Origin of the sequence: Streptomyces sp. NBC_01384 (genome assembly GCF_045040035.1) — a bacterium.
GTDB lineage: Bacteria > Actinomycetota > Actinomycetes > Streptomycetales > Streptomycetaceae > Streptomyces.
The window spans coordinates 1,106,091-1,124,326 of the sequence record NZ_CP109559.1 but is presented as its reverse complement, the minus strand read 5'-3'; the positions used below and the strand labels follow the sequence as shown (position 1 = coordinate 1,124,326).

The window sequence follows — 18,236 nt, the reverse complement described above, 5'->3', positions numbered from 1 at the left end:
GGCGCATCTTCCGCAAAGCCGCCCTCGCCGGCCGGTCATTCGCCAACCGCGACGACAGCGAACACGCCACCACCCTGGCAACCAGCCAGCTCAACTCCCGTGCCGGCCCCTGGGTCTGGGGCAGACCCGCACCGCCAACCCGCCGACTACGGCGCCGATACGTGTACACCGTTTGAGGAATCCAGCAGTAGTCAACCTACTGACGCGCCATTCCTGGGGTGTTGCCTACGCTTCCCGTGCCAGAGAAACCTCACCAAGGGAGGAACGTCATGCTGAATCAAAGCCTCTACGGACGTTCCGAGCCGATGAGCCACGGGCTCGCCATACTCAGGCGGACTGAGCGATCCGGCCGCAGCGCCATCATCCACATCACCGGGGAATCCGGCATCGGCAAGAGCGCGCTCCTCAGCGCGCTCTGCGCGGAGGCACGCACGCTGGGCTTCGCGGTCGCCACGGGTAGAGCTGCCGAGGTACACCTCTCGCCCGCTGCCACGTTGCTGCTCGCGCTGCGCTCGGGTGACCGACCTCTGCTGGACCCTGGAGAACTCGCCGACCTCGCCCGGCTGTCCGACCAGCCGGTAGTTCTGCTGGACCGGATCGGCGAACTCCTGGAAGGTGTCGCCGGCCCCACGTTGATCGCCATCGACGACATCGAGATGGCAGACGAGCTCAGTCGCGCCGCGCTGGCGGCGGTGCCCCCTCGGCTTGTCGGATCGCCGATTGTGTGGCTCGTCACCAGCCGAGACGATCGTCTCTTTCTCGGGCGGTCGGACGTGGACATCCGGCTCGACGGCCTGGTGGCAGCGGACATCCTCCAATGTGCGAAGGAGCACCTGAGCGAGCCGCCCACCGAGGCACAGCAGAGCATGCTGCTGAGGGTCGACGGCAATCCCGAGTTGGCCACGCAGCTGATCAAGGGCTTTTCACGGGGCGTAGCGGATCGGATCCCGGAAGAGTTCATCGAGAGTGTCCGTCGCCGCGTCAACGCCCTGAGGCCGGCCGCCGCCGATCTGGTGCGGATCGCCGCGGTCCTGAACCGGCCCTTCGCCGTCGACGAGGTATCTGAACTCCTGCCTGGCAGTCAGGGGATCCACGTGGAGGCGGCGCTCGCCTCGGGGCTGTTCGCAGAGCGGAGCCACCAGATCAGCTTCCGACACGACCTTGTCCGCGAGACGGTCTACGCCGGTCTCTCCGCAACCGCACTGCACCGGCTGCACCGGGCCTGCGCCGACTTCCTGCTCTCAACGGGACACAGCGCGCTCACCGTTGCCCCCCATGTCCGGCACGCCGTGGGCCTGGACACCGTTATACGAGTGGAGATCCTGCGACGCGCGGCCGACGAGGCCGTAATCAGCCAGCCGCGCCTCGCAGCCGAGCTCGCCCGCGAGGCATTCGGCCTTCTGACCCCGGACTCACAACTGTGGCGCGAGGCCGGCGAGCACTGTCTGGACGTGCTGAGCAAGGCTGACCACGCTGCCGCAGCGGCAGCAACCGGCGACGCGCTGTTGGCCGGAACCGGCGATCCGGAGGATGCCGCTCGCCTGCACACCCTCCTGGGGCCGGTCCGCCTGGTCGCGGGGCAGGCCGCGCAACACACCACCGCCGTGGAGGAGATGCTCGCCTCGCCAAAGGTGACACCGGCGACCCGGGTCCAGCTGCACGCCTCGCACGCATGGGCGCTCGCTGGAATCGACACCCAAGCAGCCCGCGGTGCCCTCCCGCCGGAGGACACCGCACTGGCCCGGCGGGCAGCAGCCGAGATCGCACGCCACTCCGGCCATCACACCCAGGCGCTGGCCGCCTATCGCGCCGTATGCCTCGAAGACGGCCCGCTTCCCGAGGAGATCCTCGCGCTGCAGATGGTCGACCGGTTCGACGAGGCTGCGACATTGATCGCCGAGTCTCGCCGCGACCATGAAGCCCCCTCGCTGATGCACGCGCGGCTCTGGCACGCCTTCGCGCTGGGGCGACTCAGCGATGCCGAAGCCCAGGCGCAGAGCCTGATCTCCGCCTCGCGGGAGTACGGGACCGCCGCCTACGGAGACGACGCCACCGCGTTGTACGCCGCCATCGCTCTGCTCCACGGCGACGTCCATGCCGCCAGGCTTCGCCTCGGCAGCACAGTTTCGGTCGTCCACGGATGGATCGCCGCGCAGGAGGGGAACGCGGCGGAGGCGGTCGAACTCCTCTCACCGCTCGCGCACACCGGTCACTGGGCATGGCTGCCCGAGGCACTGCGCGACCACGTTGGGATCGGTTTGGCAGCAGGGGACGCCGACTTCCTGGGGAGCGCGCTGAAGCGCGCTGAGGAAGCGGCAGCGCGAAACGCCGGAGTCGCCAGCTACGAAGGGGTCGCTCTTCAGGCCATCGGACTCGCACGCGGCGAAGGAAGTCTGCTGCTGCGTGCCGCGGAGACCATCGAGTACAGCCCACGCGCTGAACTGCGAGCACGTGCCTGGGCTGATTACGGAACCCACCTGCTGCGGGACGGGGCCCGCAGTGAAGGCGCGGACTGTCTGGAGCGGGCCTGGAAGATCTACGAAGAGATGGGTGCGCGGCAGGGATTGCGGAGGCTGCAGCGTACGGTGCGAGAAGCCGGGCTTCGCGGTCACTGCAGACAGTGGACGGCCAGTCGGGCTCGCTCCGCCCATGGCTGGGCGGCCGTCACTGAAGCTGAGATGAAGGTGGCTGAGTGGATCAGCGCCGGCTACACCAACAAATCTGTCGCTCGCAAGCTCGGCATCTCACCGAACACAGTGGGAACCCACGTGCGGTCAGTCTTCGCGAAGCTCCAGGTCCAGTCACGCGTGCAACTGGCCAACGTCCTCCGTGCCCGCCAGAGCGAACACTCCCTCAGTGGGGCAGTGGGCGTAGAGCGGTAGAGCGACCGGTCGGTGGCGCGGTCCCGGGCCGCCGCGAAAGCCGACCGGCCTCCTCACCTGTTCATGCGATACAGCGCAGTCACGCGTCCTGGTCGACTGGCAGTCGCCATCGACGGGGTCACGTTCTGTAGTCGTCGAGAACTGCGATTACTGACTGCTACCGGATCTCTTCCACACTTGCCCGTGAGGCAGGGACGCAACCCAGGTGGTGATCACAACCTCGTATCAGGCGTTGAGCTGTTGGATCGCCGTCGCCCAATTCTCAATGTGGTAGCCCTTCGCCAGCTTTCCGTCACGGACGGTGAACACATCAATCGCCATCGTCCTGAAGGACTTGCCGGTCGGAGCGGCGCCCCAAAATTCTTTGACCGGCGTCCCCGTCGCTTCTCCACGCACGATCATCATGTCGTCGACCACATGGATGTCGACCACCTCCCACGCCAGATCGGGCACGGTCTCTCCCATGGCCTTGAACACGTCGGCCAACTGGTCACGCGTCAGGAATTCCTGATTTGTGTGGTACGAGTGATAGTCCTCGTTGCACGCCTGGGCCAGAAGTTCCGACACATTCTTCTCACTCGGTTTGTTCAGCGCCTCGTAGAGCGGGGCAGAGATCCTGCGCGCCTCTTCGACAGTCATGAACGATTCGTCACTCTTGGTCATCTGGCCTTGTCCCTTGTCCCTTGTCGCAGACGGTGTCGCACCGAGCCAATCGGCACCGGGCAACCCGAAGTTATCTCGGGCGTCGATTCCGGTCTCTCACCTAAATACGTGAGGGGTATACCGGGCGAGGACGTCCAACAGAGTCGGGCCGGAGCAACCAGCGGCCGGCTCGGGCTTGGCTGCGGCGTCGGTTGTGTGACCAGTGCAGACGACGGGCGCTGGTAAGGCAGTAGGGCCTGGCAGCGACATGTCCCATCAGGCGACGGATCTCGGGGACGCTGAGAGGTGTGAGCTCGTGATCGCCGTGTGGGCTGCCCCTTTTGCGGCTTCTTCGGCCCGGAGAGCGGTCAGGTGGGCGAACGCGGCCATGGACAGGGTGATGTGGCGGTACCAGGCCCGGTGGAGGCGGACTTGGTAGTGGTCCAGGCCGCACTCACCCTTCGCGGTCTGGAAGCACTTCTCAATCTGCCAGCCAGAATGCACACATGACGGTGTATCAGGCAGTAGACGAGCCGATAATTGCACGTGAGGGGCTTTTGCGGTTGGTCGCGGTGATCGAGCATCTGCAGGCCCGTGCGAGCGATCAAGCGGAGGCGTCGTCATGGACGACGGAGGGGGCAGCTGCCCCAGATACCGGTCCCACGGCGGGCGGACGACCGTGTGTGGGCGGCACTGCCGCCGGTGAACCGACAGGCCGCGCTGTACCGGCTGGCGGCGCTGGTCGGCCGGGCTCTTCCGGCGGACACGACTCCCGCGGCCGGGGACCTGGCCGTCCCGAGGGATGAGGGGCCGGCCTCGTGACGGTGTTGATGCCGTGGGAGCGGTTGGACGGGAAGGTGACCGGGCGGCATCGCGACGCACTCGCGGTCGTGTACGTGCGTCAGTCCACCCGCCGGCAGGTTCTTGATCACGGTGAGTCCACGCGGCTGCAGTACGCGCTGGTCGACCGGGCTGTCGCGTTGGGCCGGCAGGCGGGCAGGGTGCTGGTGATCGACGATGACCTGGGCAGGTCCGGGACCAGCGCGATAGCGCGGCCGGGCTTCCAACGCCTGGTCAGCGAGGTCTCCTTGGGGCATGTCGGGCTGGTACTGGGCATCGAGATGTCCCGTCTGGCACGCTCGGGTAAGGACTTCCGCCAGCTGCTGGAGCTGCTCGCCGAACTCGGAATGCCGCTCTACCTGTGCCCGAGCCCCGGTAGCCCCGGAATCCATCACTCCTACCCACCGCGGCCACTCAGGGCTCTCCGGCCCGCGATGGGCGTTCGGGCCGGATACGGCCGCCCATGCACTACGGCTGATCTACAGCGGGGTGTTCGACCGCTACCCGGCCGCTCAGCTGATCCTCGGCCACATGGGCGAGATGATCCCGCACTTCGCCGGAGGCGTTCAGCGGATATCGTCGAATCCTTATTCGTCATGCAGACATACGCACCGGCGCGATGCCTACAGCGTGCCGAACGGTACGACCAGGGGCGAGCACAGAGATCACGCCTCCGCGTCGACCACCTCGATGTCGGTGAAGGTCATACCAATCAGCACGGGCTCCTCGGCCGAGGTGTGATCCTGGTTGCGGGGAACGATCTCCCTGCGGGTCGGGAAGGGGATTCCGCTGACGGTTTCGTAGCCCGACAGCAGGTGTGCCGTCGCCTGCCCACCGAAGATCTCCGAGTTGTAGTCCAAGCGCTGCAGAATGGAGCGCTCGTCGAAGTACATCGCTTGCAGCCTGTTGTGGGTGGCTATTCCTTCCGGGAAGGAATAGCCGACGCGCTGCCACGTTCCGGTCGAAGATGGGAACGGTGTCACGTCTTCGACGACGAATCCCGGCCACGCGATCAGGAAGGGCAGGTTCAGGTAGTTCCAGAAGGCGAAGCCGGTGAAGTAGGCCAGTTTGAGCTCGTCCCAGGCCGTGTCGTCGGTGTCGGTCGCGAATGCGGCTCGTGGCTGGGCGCGCGCCTTCTCGACGCGACCATCGGCGAGTACCACCGCAGCGAGGTCTGGGCTGTACGAGCTGCGACGGCCAGCGCCGAGGAACGGCGTCAGAATCGTCCGCTGCTCGCCGGTCTCGACGGTCACCCGCGCACGCGTCAGTGGGTGTTCACGGGTTTTCGCGTCCCATGCCACGCCGTCGAAGGCGACGTTCGCCGTGATGTACGCGACTTTGAGCCAGCGGTCCAAGCCGCCGTGGGCCTCGAGTGCTGCCCGGATAACTTCGTTAGAAGGTTTAGCCACTGGTGGTGTCATTCCGGCTCCAAGTGCTGCGTGTCTGGCCGACATCCCGACGGGGACCTGTTTGTCGGATCAAGGGGAAGGAAGCGTGGTTGGGCCGATCGTCTGGCCCGGGACTAGGTGACCGCTCGTAGCCCGCGATTCACCTAAATACGTGATCGGGCGGGTGTACGGTCTCACCAGTTCTGCGCTCCGGCGCGGACGAGCATCTCGTTGACGGCCACGCGGCGTTCGCGGGTGACGATGATGTCGGCGTCGAGCGCCAAGGACTGTCCCGCCACGTCCCTGCACCTCGTCGGCCTGGATGCGCCCCGGGCTGCCCATGCCGGCAGCCCGAAACCGGCGGACAACGGGCCGTTGCTCTTAGCGCAGGTGGGCGATGATCAGGTTCGGGTCCTTGCGCAAGGCCCACGTGGCGGACGGGATGTAGACCGTATGACCGCGTATGGCGATCGACGTCGGATTCTCAAGTCCGTCCTTGCCGGTGAGTGCGATGGCGTGGCTGCCGTCGGGCTCGACGATTGCGACCTCGTTCTGCCCGTCGACCGCTGCGATGATCCGATCGCTGTGGCCGATGAACTCGAAGTCGTCGATGCCGGCCAGCCCGGTCGCCTTGATCTCGAACGTCCCGGCGGATCCGTCGCGGCGGATCGGGATCCTGACCATGGTGCCGAGTGACGTATTCGTCACCCATACCGCCCCTTGGTGGACTTTCAGGCCGTTCGCGCCCAGGGTGCCATGGGGAGCCAGCTCCGGGCCGGTGGCCCAGGCAGTGGCCGCGCCGCCGCCGATCGGCATCCGCCAGACGGTGCTCAGCGCCGAGTCGGCGCTGTAGAACTCGCCAGTGGACGAATCCAGCCCGAGCCCGTTGGGCACGCTGTCGGCCGGCAGTGGGGTGATGCGCTCGGGCACGCCGCCCGGCTTCAACCGCCAGAGCCCGGTCAGATCGCTGGTCCCGGTCACGTACAGGAAGTACAGGGTGCCGTCGTCGTCCCGCACGAGCCCGGTGAGGAGCGCGAAACCGAGCATCGGCGTGTGGACACCGCCATCGGCGGGGGCCGGCAGGGTCGCCAACACCTGCTGGCGGCCGTCGGGATGGAGCCGGACCACTTGGCGCGCGACGGCCTGGTTGAGGTCGATGGCGCCGTGGGGTTCGAGCGCGATGTTCTCCGGCTGCTGGCCGGCGGCGAGGTCGAAGTGGTCGGCGATCCGTACCTTGGTGAACGGGTTGGTTGGGGTGGCGGCGACCGATGGGGCGGTCTGTGTGAGAACCGCGGCGCTCAGGGCTATGCCCACGAGCTTGGCGGCGCGATTGAGGGTCATGAGAGTCGTTCCTTAAATGGTGAACGCACCGGCTGAGGCGCTTTCAGATCCTTGGGGACCTTCCGAAACAGCAGTGCTGCGACTTTCTGTGTCGGCCCTGCTTGTGGCCACTTTGCATGTGGGCGCCGGACGGGCGCCATCGGCATGTTGACTTCATCTTGGTCGTGCGCCGGGTGGCGGGTGGCAGGTGGATGTCCGGCGTGACCGGGCGATGGCCATGTGGGCGGGGCTGCGTCTCGGGGGAGCGCGGGTTCTTCGACCTCGCCGACGCCGTCTCACCCCGCGCAGCCTGGTCTGCCGCGCCTGGACCACCCACCGGTGGGGCAACGGCCCCACCCGCCGCCGATGAAGATCAGCTATCCGCGCGACCTCTGGAACAAAGAACATTCTTGGTCTGCTGGTGGTACCGCGGAGTTGCGCCCTACGACCTGCACGGACAACGTGCGTGGGGGCTCTTCATAACGCCCTGGCCCGTGACTGGTCCGGATCTTGGACTCGGCATGACTATGGAGGGATACCGGCGAGGCCGAGGCCGTCAGGGGCCACGCCGCGGTGCCAGGGCATCCTCGCCGGACGTCCGCAGGCCATGAATGGTCAGGGGCCCCAGGCAGGAGGGGCGCATCAGAGCCAAGAGCTCCCTGCTGCGGAGCCCCTCATGGCGTGTCCGGTAGGTTCGCCCGGCGCGGCCAACCGATGCCGCTGGTCATCGGACGCACCCTCTCGTGGGTACCGGCGCCTCCGGCCGTCGTGATGGAGAGCGCCCCGCAAGCCCTTACCGTGCTGCCACAATCACTTTGGCGGGATGCGAACTCCTGGCACCGGCCACGACGAAGGGTGCGGTGGCAGCCCACCCCGTTCGCGGCCGCCGCCCAGCAATGCTGCCTGCCGACGAAGATCCGGTCGGTCAGCGGGCCGCGCAGACGGTCTCGACGAAATGGTCCACCTGTGCCTCGGGCAGGTGACGTGCGAGGTCCGCCTCGCTGATCATGCCGACGAGGCGATGGTCGTCGATCAGCCCCGTTTTCGAAGTCCGGGTCACAACTGACGGATCCGGCGGTAGCGCGGGGCCCGGCACGCCCGTCCGCACGGATCAACTCTCCGCCAGCACGAGCGTGCACGTCTCCCCGGGCGCGATGGTCACGGCCCGGTCGGCCAGCACCACGCGGATCGGTGTCTCCTCCGAGTCGGGCACACAGATCTCCAACTGCCCGCTGCGACGCCGTATGCCGACACCCCAGTGACCGCGGTAGCGCAGCGAGAACCCGTACTCGGAGAGCGCCGGAAGTGGCACCGGGTCCAGCCACAGGGCGTCCTCGCGCGTCTCCAGTCCCGTCAGGCCGCGCTGGACCAGGTCGAGGGTCCCGGCCATGGCCCCGAGATGGATGCCTTCGCCGGTCGTTCCGCCCTGGATATCAGCGATGTCCGCTTCCAGGGCCTCCTGGACGTACTGCCATGCCTCGGCTCGTCTGGCCCTGGCGAGGACCAGGCCGTGGACGAGTCCGCTGAGAGTGGAGCCGTGGCTGGTGCGCCGCAGGTAGTAGTCGACGGTTCTGCGCCAGACCTCGTCGTCCAGGTCGTACCCGAGACGCAGGAACAGCTGCCGTAGCTCGGTGGGCGAGAAGAGGTAGTCGAGCATGAGGACATCGGCTTGCTTGGACGCTTTGTAGCGGTTGACCGTGTCGCCCTCGGCCTCGAGGATCCGGTCCAGCCGCCGGATGCTGCCGTAGCGCGTGCGGTAGGCGTCCCAGTCGAGCTCGGCGAGGTCGTCGTAGCCCTCGAACTGGCTGATGACGCCCTGGTGGAACGGCACCCGCAACCGACGGGAGATCTCGTCCCACTTGGGGAGCTCGCTGCCATCCAGCCGGACGCGTTCGAACAGTTCCTCGCGGCGCCACGCGGGAAGGCGCCGCAGGACGTCCAAGGTGCGGGTGAGGACCCAGGCGGCGGTGACGTTGGTGTACGCGTTGTCGTCCAGCCCCGGCAGGGCGGCACCCGGGTAGCTGTCGTGGTACTCGTCGGGGCCGACGACACCGCGGATCCGGTAGCGTCCGAGGCCGGGGTCGAAGACGGCGAGGTCCGTCCAGAAGCGGGCGATCTGCACCAGCATCTCCGCGCCCTTGGTGTGCAGGTACTCCGTGTCGCCGGTGGCCTCGCAGTACTGCCACACGTTGTAGGCGATCGCCGAGCCCACGTGGTGCTGGAGCCGGGAGTGGTCGGGCAGCCAGTGCCCCGAGTGGGGGTTGAGATGCCACTCCTGGGTCTCCTCGCGGCCGTCGCTGCCGCTCTGCCAGGGGTACATCGCCCCGGCCCGGCCGATCGCGGCTGCTGCCCGGCAGGCCCGCGGGAGGCGCCGGTAACGGTAGTTCAGCAGCCCAAGGGAGACCTCCGGGAAGTGCAGGTTGAGATACGGCAGGGCGAAGAGCTCGTCCCAGAAGACATGACCGCGATACGCCTCGCCATGCAGCCCCCGCGCGGGGACGCCCACGTCCAGGTCCGCGGTGTGTGGCGACAGCGTCTGCAGGACGTGGAAGAGGTGGAAGCGCAGGATGCGACCGGCTTCGCCGGGTACCTGGATGTCCGCGCGCCGCCACAACCGCTCCCACGCGGCGACATGAGAGTCCAGCAGGCCGGGAAAGTCCGCCGCTGTGGACAGCCGGTCGACTGCTTCGCCGAGCGGGTCGCTGATTGCGGTGTCCCGCGAGGTGTGCAGCGCCACGGTCTTCTCCACGGTGACGGGCTGATGGGGAGCGATCGGGACCACCAGGCGGTGGACGGCGCGGTGGCGGCCCGGACGAAGCTCCGATGAGACCGGGGCCAGGTCGGCTACGACCGTCGTTCGGGCGGCCAGGGCGACAGCGATGTCCGACGTGCTGGTCCGGCAGCTCAGCCAGACCGTGTGGGGCTCGTCTGCCCCAGTCCGCACCTGGGTCACATGGCGGCGATTGAGGGTGCGGTACCGGTGCACATTGCCGTTGATCACCTCTCCGTCGAGACAGGACTCGATCTCGACCTCTCCCGACCAGTCATCGGCAGTGAAGACCGTCCGCAGCGCGGCCAGGTGAGGATCCCCCATGTGCACCAGGCGGGTCTGCTCGACGCCGAGCACGCCTGCCTCGTCGCCCCGGTGACGGAAGGCACGGGTGAGCGTGGCGCGGCGCAGATTCAGGGTGTGCCGGTGGTCCAGGAGAGTGTGTGTGTCCGGGGAGAACCACGGGCCCCACGCTCCCTCGGTGCGGCGCAGACGGAACCGGAGAAGCAGCCAGTTCGGGAGGTTGACCAGGTCCTCGTTCACCACCTGCCGCCCCACCACAGCCGACTCCAGGCGGTTGTAGCACCCGGCCGCGTAGGTTCCCGGGCAGTGGACCAGGCCCGTCCGGCACTCGGGCACCGCGCCCCGCGTGGCGAAGTAGCCGTTTCCGAGCGTGCACAGCGATTCACGCAACCGTTCGGCGGCGGGGTCGTAGCCCGTCCACTCCCATGTCCACTCCGACATCCGTCGCCCTCATCTCTCCTCCGGGGCCGCTGCAGGCCCAGGCCCGCAGCCCGGGCCTCAGACCGGCTGGGGGACGATGGCGACCGGGCACCCAGAGTGGTGCAGCAGGGCGTGGGCGGTCCTGCCGAGCTGCAGCCCGAAGTGGCCGTGTCGGCGCACAGCGCCGACGACGATCAGGTCGGCCTGGGTGGATGCCTCCAACAGGACGCGGTGGGCGGGGCCTTCGACCGGCTGGCGATGGACATCGACCTGGGGGTGTTCCCGCATGGCCTCGCGTAGTGCGTCGTCGAGGCTGGTCGAGGCCCGTTGCTCGCGCAACCGGGCGGCGTCGTCCGCGATCAGCATGTGGTCCACGGGCTCGTGGGACGGGCTGCGCCAGGCCCGTACGGCCGTCAGGGCGCAGCCGCGCACCTCGGCCTCGCGGACGGCGAATTGCACGGCGCCCGCGCCGCCGCTCGGGACCCCGACCCCCACCACGATCCGGCCAGGGGCTTCCTGGCGGTTCCGCTCCGCGCCACGGACCACGATGACCGGGCAGGCGGCGCGCGCCGCCACTGCGAGGCTGACCGACCCCAGGAGCAGCCCGGCGACCTCGCCACGCCCACGAGAGCCGGTGACCAGAGCGAACGCCTCGGGACCCGCACGCAGCAACACGGACACGGCATCGTCGGGGAGTATCTCGCCCGATGCCTTCACCTCGGGATTGCGAAGCCGGGCTCGTTCCACGCAAGAAGCGATGATGTGCTGCGCCATGACCTTCTTAGCAGGACGGTCAGTGGTGAAGGACGGTTGGGCTCCTTCGTAACGTTCCCAGAGAGAGGCGTGCAACAGACGCAGCGGCAGCCTGTGCCGAGCCGCTTCGTCCACCGCCCAGTCGACTGCCAGCAGACTGGAGTCCGATCCGTCGACGCCCACGACCAGCGGGAGTTCCATCGCCGTCACCGCCTTCTTCGTCCGGCTGCCGAAAGCCACCTGTGAATACCGTCGCACCGTCCGAGAGCCGCCGCGACATACCAACCGGGGCCCGGAGCGGGCAGGCAGCCTTGGGCCGGATTGCGGCACACCGGGCTGCGGCGATGCTGGAGGCATACGGCCGAACCAACCCTCCGCCTCGCCCTTCAAGGACTCAGGACATGTCTGACGCTCCGCACATCGTGAGCGATGTGATGACCATGCCCGTGGTGGCCGTCGGGCGCGACGCGCGGTTCAAGGAGATCGTGCGTGCCATGGAGCAGCGGCAGGTCAGTGCCGTTCCGGTCGTGGAGGGCGAGGGGCGGGTGGTCGGCGTCGTCTCCGAGGCCGACTTGCTGCCCAAGGAGGAGTTCCGGGAATGCGGACTCACCCGCCACGATCGGATCCGTCGTCGGTCCGCCCTGGCCAAGGCTGAGGCGCTGACCGCTGAGGAGCTCATGAGCACGCCCGCTGCCACGGTTCGCCCCGACGTCACCTTGGCCCAGGCAGCCCAGATCATGGCCAAGAAGCACGTCAAGCGGCTGCCCGTGGTCGATGACGAGGACAGGCTTTGCGGCATCGTCAGCCGAGGCGACCTGTTGAAGGTCTTCCTGCGCTCGGACGCGGACATCGAGGAGGAAGTCCGCCGCACCGTGGTGTCCTACCTGTTCCCCACGGTCAGTCACGCCATCCACGTGTCCGTGCGGGACGGGGTCGTCACACTCCGCGGACGCGTCCACGACACCTCGCTCATCTGGGTTGCCGAGCGCCTTGTCCGCGCTCTGGAGGGCGTGGTGGGAGTCGAGTGCCGGCTCAGCGGCGGCGCGGATGCCGCCCCGGATGGACCCGAGACCACGCAATGAGTAGCGGCTGCTGTGTGTCGCTGGTGGATCACCGGGTACAGCGTGTCGAGATTGCTGGCGATGTTGCGCCGCCGGCCAACCGCTCGCTCGCGAGCAGCGCCTGGCCAGCAGGGCCGGACAGCGGCCGGGATTCCGGGTGCCGGCCTTCGTGGACCACGGCGATCCTCAGGTTCAACGGGGGCTGCGGTCGAGGTGAAGGCTGCGGATGTTGGGGTCGGAGTGCGGTAGGGCGCGCTCGAAGTCAGCGCGCAGCACGACAGCGGGGCTGCGGCGGAAATACCGGAGGCGCAAAGGCTGCGCGTTGTGCATCGATGGGCGGGGAGGCCCCTGGGCCGTTGATCAGGGCCGCACCCGTTCGTCGGATTGGGTGTGCCGGCTTACCGGAGCCTCCCCTCCAGGGTCGGTGGAGGGGCCAGCCTTCACCAGCGCATCGGCGTCTACTGATCGGCTGGAGTGATGCGACGGCCCGTGAGGCTCGTGGGCCGGATCGACACCCACATCTCGCGTTCGCCACCGGGCCATGGCGTGGTGTGGGCGCGTCGGGTGAGCCCGCGCACGGCGTCGGGCTCCGTCACGACGCTCGCGGGGCCGACGGCGAGCACGCTCCAGCCCTGGCTCAGAGCCTCGTCCACGTGGTCGACCTCGAAGGCGACTTCCGTTTCCACGGCCGCTGCGGCCACGGAGTCGGGCGAGGTCCGGAAGATTATGGCTTCATCGACGACCTCGTAGTTGACCGGTACGATCGCCGGGCGGCCGTCGGACGCCGACACTGCGACGCGCCCGACGCCGTGCGTGGAGAGCAGAGTGCGGCATTCGTCCGGGCCGAGGTCCAGCAGCTGAGGGTGCAGCAGTGCGTGGCCTTGTCCGGGCGGGAGATCGATGCCTCCGCCGAGCAGAGCGGTGACCGTGGTGCCCAGCGCGTCGGCCAGCCTGATGAGAGCCGCCATCGTGGGGTTGGAGGGCCGTTCCTCCAGGTACGCCAGGTAGAGGGGCGACATTCGGGCGCGGCGGGCTGTTTCCTCCCGGCTGAGCCCCTGTCTCCGGCGTTCGACGCCCACACGCCGGCCAATGTCGCCAGGATGGGTGGCACCGGTTGGTGGGGCAGCCGCGGGCACGGCCTCCGCCTCACCCGTGCCCGACTGCGACTCGTGGGTGGTCCCGGGCTGTCCGTGCTCGAGATGGCGGATGTGGGCGTCGGGCCCGGGGAAGACGAGCGTCACGTCGTCCGTGTCCGACCAGTGCACGTCGTAGGGAGGTGTTCCGTCCTCGTGGTGGAGCCCGACGATCTCGCCGTCGCGCTTGGCGCCGCCAGTGGTCGGACTTTCGATGACGAGTTGGTCGCCGAGGTGAGCTCGCATGATTGCCGCCCTCTGCTCAGAATGGTGCTGTATCCAACCTGCCACGCGGGACACGCCGCCGCATGGGGCGCATTCCCTGCTGTCCGCGAGGTGGGCGGCCCGTATCCGGGAGGCGACATGCACCACCGAACGGTCGAAGAGCTCATGACCCGGGGCGTCGTCCGGGCACGGCGTGACACGCCGTTCAAAGAGCTCGCCAGGCTGCTGGCGGAGAACGACGTCACCGCCGTGCCCGTGGTGGACGATCTGGACCGCCCCATGGGCGTGGTGTCCGAGGCCGACCTGTTGCGCAAGAGCGCCGACCAGGCCGATCCATCAGGCAGGGTGCCCGTTCCGCATTTGGAGGCCTGGGAGCGGGCCAAGGCCGAGGGGTCCCGCGCCGAGGAACTGATGTCGGCTCCCGTGGTGTGTGCACGTCCAGAGTGGAGTGTGGTCGAGGCCGCGCGCCTCATGGAGGCCCAGCACGTCAAGCGGCTGCCGGTCGTGGACGAGGCGGACCGGCTTCTGGGCATCGTCAGCCGTGGTGATCTGCTGCGGATCTTCCTGCGCCGTGACGACGCCATCCGCGACGAGATCGCGGCGGACGTGCTGCGGCGCACGATGGGGCTCGGTCCCTCGGAGGTGACGGTCGAGGTGCGCGACGGGAGGGTCACCCTTGGAGGGTCCGTGGAGTTCCGGAGTCTGATCCCTGTCATCGAGCAGTTGTGCCGCGGCGTCGACGGCGTTGTCTCGGTCGCCGGCCACATCGCGTACCGGACGGATGACGCCGGCCCTTCCCCCACCGGCACCTGACGAGGGCCGGCCGGCACGGTGGCTGGAAGCCGGCCTCCGACGTTGTACATGGGATCTGTCATGGGTGATCCCTCTGGAATCCGCCGGGTTTCACATGGGCCATCCAGTGGGCTGACGGGTGCTCGCCGGGGCCGCACCCATGCCCTGGATGTCGTGTCCGGCGGCGTTCAGCAGCTGGTGGGCGAGGTCGTGCATGGCCCGGCCTGCCGCCAGTTCGTCACCGATCTCCGGCACGTTCGTGTCCGCCGGATGGCAGTGTGCGGCTCCGCGCGTTGCTGGTCCGTTCCCCCACCTCGTCCCACAATCGACCGACAGTGGGCTTCGGTCACGGGGCCGAAAGTCCCTTCGGGGACGGCGTCCGGCCCGGAAGGGACCGCCGTCGGCACGGTCCATCTCAGCCGGTGGCGGTCATATTTGTGGTACGACCGCAGTGGGACACGGCGCGTGATGCAGTACCGCATGATTGATCAGTCCCAGTTGCAGGCCCCGATGCACCAGCCGCGGGCGGGCGCCGACGATCAGAAGGTCCGCTCCTGACGCCGCTTCCAGCAGTGCCTGGCGTGTCGGTGCCTCGATCAGCCGCCGCTCGACCAGGACGCCGCGATGCCGCTCCGCCGGCCCGCGCAGGGCGTCGTCGAGCACCTGCGCCGGCGAGCGGAGGTGCGCCTCCAGGGGCCACGACGAGGCCTGAGGTGTGCTGAAAGCTCCGACCGGTGCGCTCCAGGCGTGCACTGCCACCAGCCGACAGCGCCGCACCTGGGCCTCGCGGAACGCGAACCGCAGGGCCGTGCCGCTGCTCTTTTCGTCCTCGACTCCGACGACGATGCTCCCGAACCGGGCCTCCCGGTGGGTCACCGCGCCGCGGACCACGACGACCGGGCAGTCGGCTCGCGCAGCCACGGCGAGGCTGACCGAGCCCAGGAGCAGGGCGTCGAGGTCTCCAAGCCCTCTGGACCCGAGCACCAATGCGAAGGCGTTGCGCCCCTTGTCGATCAGGGCGGAGGCCGCGTCCTCATGCGACACCTCGCTCGACAGCCGCACCGTGGGAGTGCCCTGCCTGGCCCGTTCCGAGGCAGTGGTGATCAGGCCCGACGCTTCGTGGCCCCCAGTCGCGGCGTGCAGGATGTGGAGCGGCACCCCGTGCCGGACTGCCTCGTCGGCGGCCCAATCGACCGCCTCCAGGCTCGCCTCGGATCCGTCGACGCCGACCACCACGGGAATCGTCACCGCCCCTGTCTCCTCTCGTGCCGGATTCCACGCCTCCGGCCCCTCCTCCACACATCCACGTGCGCCGAGGAATGGATCGGGGTGATCCTCGAATGGGAGAACGCACCGCGCTCGGCATGCAGGCGAGGTCCGGACCCTCCACCCGATCGGACTCGTCCACGGTCATTTCCAGCTTCTTACGAGACGGAGGCCGCCGCCATGCAACCAGCCGTCACCGTGGGCCTCGACGGCTCGCCCGAGAGCCTTGCCGCTGCCCGCTGGGCCGACATCGTCCTGGTCTGGCGCCCCACTTGGGTTCCGTGGCGCAGGCCGCCGTTCATCACGGGCGCTGCCCCGTCGCCGTCGTTCCTCATGACTGAATCCGGCCTCCGCAGGACACCGGGGCGGTCGATGCTGTGCCTCACCCTCGTCGGCGGACTTCCGGGCAGCGGGAAGTCCACCCTCTCCGGAGCGCCGGCGGACCGGCTTGGGATCACTCTGCTCAGCAGCGACCGCCTCCGCAAGGAGCGGGCCGGGATCCCCGCGGAGCAGTCCGCGGCGGCCGGCTACGGCGAGGGCTTGTACACGCCCGAGTGGACGGCCAGGACCTACGCCGCCCTGCTCGATCGTGCAGCCGCCCTGCTGCTGTACGGAGAGTCCGTCGTCCTGGACGCCACGTGGTCCGATGCGGCACAGCGCGATGCGGCCCTGGCCGTGGCCGAACGCACTGGCGCCGACCTGGTGGCCCTGCACTGCCACGTGCCGGAGGACGTGTCGGCGGCCCGCCTGAGGACGCGCGCCCCCGGCATGTCCGATGCCGGCCCCGAGATCGCTGCCGCCATGGCGTCCGGGGAACCGCCATGGCCCGAAGCCGTCCCGGTCGACACCAGTGGCCCGTTGGAATCCGCGGTCGCGCAGGCGCTGACGGCCGTCCGCCCGTGGGGCACCGGCCAGGCCGCGGTCTTCCGCCGCGCCTACATGGAGCCGGACTGACACGCATGGAGCCGGACTGACACGCACGGGTGGCCCTGTTGCCCGGCAGTCCAACGGGGGTGACCGTGAAGGTGGGGGAGCGAGGGAGTGAGTACCGTGCGAGCGCTCGTCTACCACGGCCCGGCACAGACCTCCTGGGACACCGTCCCGGACCCTGCGATCGAGGAGGCGACCGACGCGATCGTGCGCGTCGACGCCACCACCGTCTGCGGCAGTGATCTGCACATCCTGCGGGGAGACCTCCCCGAGGTGAAGCCGGGGACCGTCCTCGGCCACGAGGCCGTCGGCGAGGTCCTGGAGGTCGGTCACGAAGTCCACCTCCTGCGCCCCGGCGACCAGGTGATCGTGTCGTCCGTCTCGGCATGCGGCCATTGCAGGGCGTGCCGTGACGCCATGTACGGACAGTGTGGCGGGGGTGGCGGGTGGATACTTGGGAGCCTGATCAACGGGACCCAGGCCGAGTTGGTACGGGTCCCCTTCGCCGACTACTCCACCACCCGACGCCCCTCCGACCTCCCGCTCAACGACGCGGTCCTCCTCGCCGAGCTTCTCCCGACCGCCTACGAGGTTGGGGTCCGGAACGGACATGTGGGCCCGGGAGACACCGTCGTCGTGGTGGGCGCGGGTCCCGTCGGTCTTGCCACGGTGGTCGTCGCTCGGCTCTACTCGCCCCGCCGGATCATTGTGGCGGACCTGGCCGGCGCCCGGCTGGAGACCGCCGCCCGGGTGGGGGCCGATGTTGCCGAATCGCCAGGGAAGATGATCGCCGACCTGTCCGACGGACCGGGCGCCGACGTGGTCGTCGAGGCGTCAGGGGATCCGGACGGCTTCGTACTGTGCACGCGTGCCGTCCGCGCGGGAGGGCACATCGCCAACATCGGCGCGCACGGCAAACCGGTCACGCTGCATCTCGAATCCCTGTGGCGCAAGAACGTGACGATCAGCACCGGCCAGGTGGACACGTCCTCCACACCATGGCTGCTCGATCTGATGAGGTTCGGACGCCTGCCCGTCTCTCCGCTGGTCACCCACACCTTCGGGCTCGACCGGATGGAAGAGGCCTACGAGGTGTTCGCACGCGGCACCACCACGGGAGCCCTCAAAGTCGTGCTGCGCCGTGAGTGATCCCGCCCGATCGACGGGAGTCCGAACGGGTCTGCCCGGTGTCGGGGCTCACGACGTCGGGCTGGTCCTGTTCTGCCGAGGCCCTGGGCGAGCCGCCGGGCGTACGGGGTGGCCCGCCCCCTTGGCGCAGGGGTGGGCGAAGCGCGCTCCACGTCGGCACGGGTGATCCGTCCGCCGCGTCCGGTGCCGTGCACAGCGGTCAGATCGATGCCCCGCCGTAGCGCGAGGTGCCGTACCAACGGTCCCGCCCCGATGGCCGATGTGGCCTCGGCACTGTCCGCGCCTTCCGGTACGCACTGGGCCGAACGGCCCTGGTGCATGGCCGTCGAGCCCTATAACAACCGCTCCGACCGCGGATGCGC

At 68.7% G+C, this 18,236-nt stretch carries 14 protein-coding genes and 4 pseudogenes; 7 read left to right on the top strand and 11 right to left on the bottom strand.

Translation table 11 applies throughout. The features are described 5' to 3' along the window. Positions 1-269: 269 nt before the first annotated feature. Positions 270-2,882, top strand: a complete 2,613-nt coding sequence (locus tag OG747_RS04860) for a LuxR C-terminal-related transcriptional regulator (protein ID WP_405878043.1) — start codon at positions 270-272, stop codon at positions 2,880-2,882. A gap of 225 nt (positions 2,883-3,107) precedes the next feature. Here OG747_RS04860 and OG747_RS04855 read toward each other — a convergent pair whose 3' ends face one another. Then, positions 3,108-3,545, bottom strand: coding sequence for an ester cyclase (locus OG747_RS04855; protein WP_405878042.1), 438 nt, complete (start codon positions 3,543-3,545; stop codon positions 3,108-3,110). Between the two features lie 255 nt (positions 3,546-3,800). Beyond that, positions 3,801-4,022 (bottom strand): annotated as a pseudogene (locus OG747_RS04850) (IS701 family transposase); the annotation flags it as partial. A gap of 332 nt (positions 4,023-4,354) precedes the next feature. On the opposite strand from OG747_RS04850, the pseudogene OG747_RS04845 reads away from it, so the two are divergent. Then, positions 4,355-4,717: pseudogene (locus OG747_RS04845) on the top strand (recombinase family protein); the annotation flags it as partial. A 312-nt stretch (positions 4,718-5,029) separates the two neighbouring features. Here OG747_RS04845 and OG747_RS04840 read toward each other — a convergent pair. Together OG747_RS04840 and OG747_RS04835 are read right to left on the bottom strand one after the other, a co-directional pair. After that, entirely contained in the window at positions 5,030-5,785 is a 756-nt protein-coding gene (locus tag OG747_RS04840; protein WP_405886079.1) for a hypothetical protein, read from the bottom strand. A gap of 348 nt (positions 5,786-6,133) precedes the next feature. Further along, positions 6,134-7,093 (bottom strand): hypothetical protein, encoded by a 960-nt coding sequence (locus OG747_RS04835; protein WP_405878041.1) that lies wholly within the window; start codon positions 7,091-7,093, stop codon positions 6,134-6,136. A 248-nt stretch (positions 7,094-7,341) separates the two neighbouring features. Between OG747_RS04835 and OG747_RS04830 the strand changes: the two are divergent. Next, a pseudogene (locus OG747_RS04830) lies at positions 7,342-7,442 on the top strand (IS5/IS1182 family transposase); the annotation flags it as partial. A 555-nt stretch (positions 7,443-7,997) separates the two neighbouring features. On the opposite strand, the pseudogene OG747_RS04825 reads toward OG747_RS04830, so the two are convergent. From OG747_RS04825 to OG747_RS04815, 3 genes and pseudogenes are all read right to left on the bottom strand, one after another. Then, positions 7,998-8,105: pseudogene (locus OG747_RS04825) on the bottom strand (CBS domain-containing protein); the annotation flags it as partial. 78 nt (positions 8,106-8,183) lie between these two features. Further along, complete coding sequence (locus OG747_RS04820) at positions 8,184-10,586, bottom strand: glycoside hydrolase family 65 protein (protein ID WP_405878040.1); 2,403 nt, start codon at positions 10,584-10,586, stop codon at positions 8,184-8,186. Between the two features lie 57 nt (positions 10,587-10,643). Continuing rightward, entirely contained in the window at positions 10,644-11,519 is an 876-nt protein-coding gene (locus OG747_RS04815) for a universal stress protein (RefSeq protein ID WP_405885451.1), read from the bottom strand. 200 nt (positions 11,520-11,719) lie between these two features. Between OG747_RS04815 and OG747_RS04810 the strand changes: the two genes are divergently transcribed. Further along, entirely contained in the window at positions 11,720-12,400 is a 681-nt protein-coding gene (locus OG747_RS04810; protein ID WP_405878039.1) for a CBS domain-containing protein, read from the top strand. Positions 12,401-12,837: 437 nt separating this feature from the next. Here the strand turns inward: OG747_RS04810 and OG747_RS04805 are convergent, their stop codons facing one another. After that, positions 12,838-13,758, bottom strand: a complete 921-nt coding sequence (locus tag OG747_RS04805; protein WP_405878038.1) for a pyridoxamine 5'-phosphate oxidase family protein — start codon at positions 13,756-13,758, stop codon at positions 12,838-12,840. Positions 13,759-13,875: 117 nt separating this feature from the next. Between OG747_RS04805 and OG747_RS04800 the strand changes: the two genes are divergently transcribed. After that, positions 13,876-14,550 (top strand): CBS domain-containing protein, encoded by a 675-nt coding sequence (locus OG747_RS04800; protein WP_405878037.1) that lies wholly within the window; start codon positions 13,876-13,878, stop codon positions 14,548-14,550. Between the two features lie 90 nt (positions 14,551-14,640). On the opposite strand, the gene OG747_RS04795 is transcribed toward OG747_RS04800, so the two are convergent. Both OG747_RS04795 and OG747_RS04790 read right to left on the bottom strand, forming a co-directional pair. Next, complete coding sequence (locus tag OG747_RS04795; protein ID WP_405885450.1) at positions 14,641-14,865, bottom strand: dsRBD fold-containing protein; 225 nt, start codon at positions 14,863-14,865, stop codon at positions 14,641-14,643. A 93-nt stretch (positions 14,866-14,958) separates the two neighbouring features. Beyond that, positions 14,959-15,777, bottom strand: coding sequence for a universal stress protein (locus OG747_RS04790; RefSeq protein WP_405878036.1), 819 nt, complete (start codon positions 15,775-15,777; stop codon positions 14,959-14,961). A 198-nt stretch (positions 15,778-15,975) separates the two neighbouring features. On the opposite strand from OG747_RS04790, the gene OG747_RS04785 reads away from it, so the two are divergent. Together OG747_RS04785 and OG747_RS04780 are read left to right on the top strand one after the other, a co-directional pair. Next, the gene (locus tag OG747_RS04785) at positions 15,976-16,749 is read left to right on the top strand and encodes an AAA family ATPase (protein ID WP_405878035.1); all 774 of its coding nucleotides are present in this window, start codon (positions 15,976-15,978) and stop codon (positions 16,747-16,749) included. Positions 16,750-16,845: 96 nt separating this feature from the next. Beyond that, positions 16,846-17,874 (top strand): alcohol dehydrogenase catalytic domain-containing protein, encoded by a 1,029-nt coding sequence (locus tag OG747_RS04780; RefSeq protein ID WP_405885449.1) that lies wholly within the window; start codon positions 16,846-16,848, stop codon positions 17,872-17,874. On the opposite strand, the gene OG747_RS04775 is transcribed toward OG747_RS04780, so the two are convergent. Then, the gene (locus OG747_RS04775; RefSeq protein ID WP_405878034.1) at positions 17,811-18,194 is read right to left on the bottom strand and encodes an E3 binding domain-containing protein; all 384 of its coding nucleotides are present in this window, start codon (positions 18,192-18,194) and stop codon (positions 17,811-17,813) included. The genes OG747_RS04780 and OG747_RS04775 overlap by 64 nt on opposite strands. Positions 18,195-18,236 lie beyond the last annotated feature (42 nt).

Bases quoted from the DNA above. Each gene is read 5' to 3' on its own strand.
- OG747_RS04860 (WP_405878043.1), top strand. From the start codon at position 270: ATGCTGAATCAAAGCCTCTACGGACGTTCCGAGCCGATGAGCCACGGG.
- OG747_RS04855 (WP_405878042.1), bottom strand. From the start codon at position 3,545: ATGACCAAGAGTGACGAATCGTTCATGACTGTCGAAGAGGCGCGCAGG.
- OG747_RS04840 (WP_405886079.1), bottom strand. From the start codon at position 5,785: ATGACACCACCAGTGGCTAAACCTTCTAACGAAGTTATCCGGGCAGCA.
- OG747_RS04835 (WP_405878041.1), bottom strand. From the start codon at position 7,093: ATGACCCTCAATCGCGCCGCCAAGCTCGTGGGCATAGCCCTGAGCGCC.
- OG747_RS04820 (WP_405878040.1), bottom strand. From the start codon at position 10,586: ATGTCGGAGTGGACATGGGAGTGGACGGGCTACGACCCCGCCGCCGAA.
- OG747_RS04815 (WP_405885451.1), bottom strand. From the start codon at position 11,519: ATGGAACTCCCGCTGGTCGTGGGCGTCGACGGATCGGACTCCAGTCTG.
- OG747_RS04810 (WP_405878039.1), top strand. From the start codon at position 11,720: ATGTCTGACGCTCCGCACATCGTGAGCGATGTGATGACCATGCCCGTG.
- OG747_RS04805 (WP_405878038.1), bottom strand. From the start codon at position 13,758: ATGCGAGCTCACCTCGGCGACCAACTCGTCATCGAAAGTCCGACCACT.
- OG747_RS04800 (WP_405878037.1), top strand. From the start codon at position 13,876: ATGCACCACCGAACGGTCGAAGAGCTCATGACCCGGGGCGTCGTCCGG.
- OG747_RS04785 (WP_405878035.1), top strand. From the start codon at position 15,976: ATGCAACCAGCCGTCACCGTGGGCCTCGACGGCTCGCCCGAGAGCCTT.
- OG747_RS04775 (WP_405878034.1), bottom strand. From the start codon at position 18,194: ATGCACCAGGGCCGTTCGGCCCAGTGCGTACCGGAAGGCGCGGACAGT.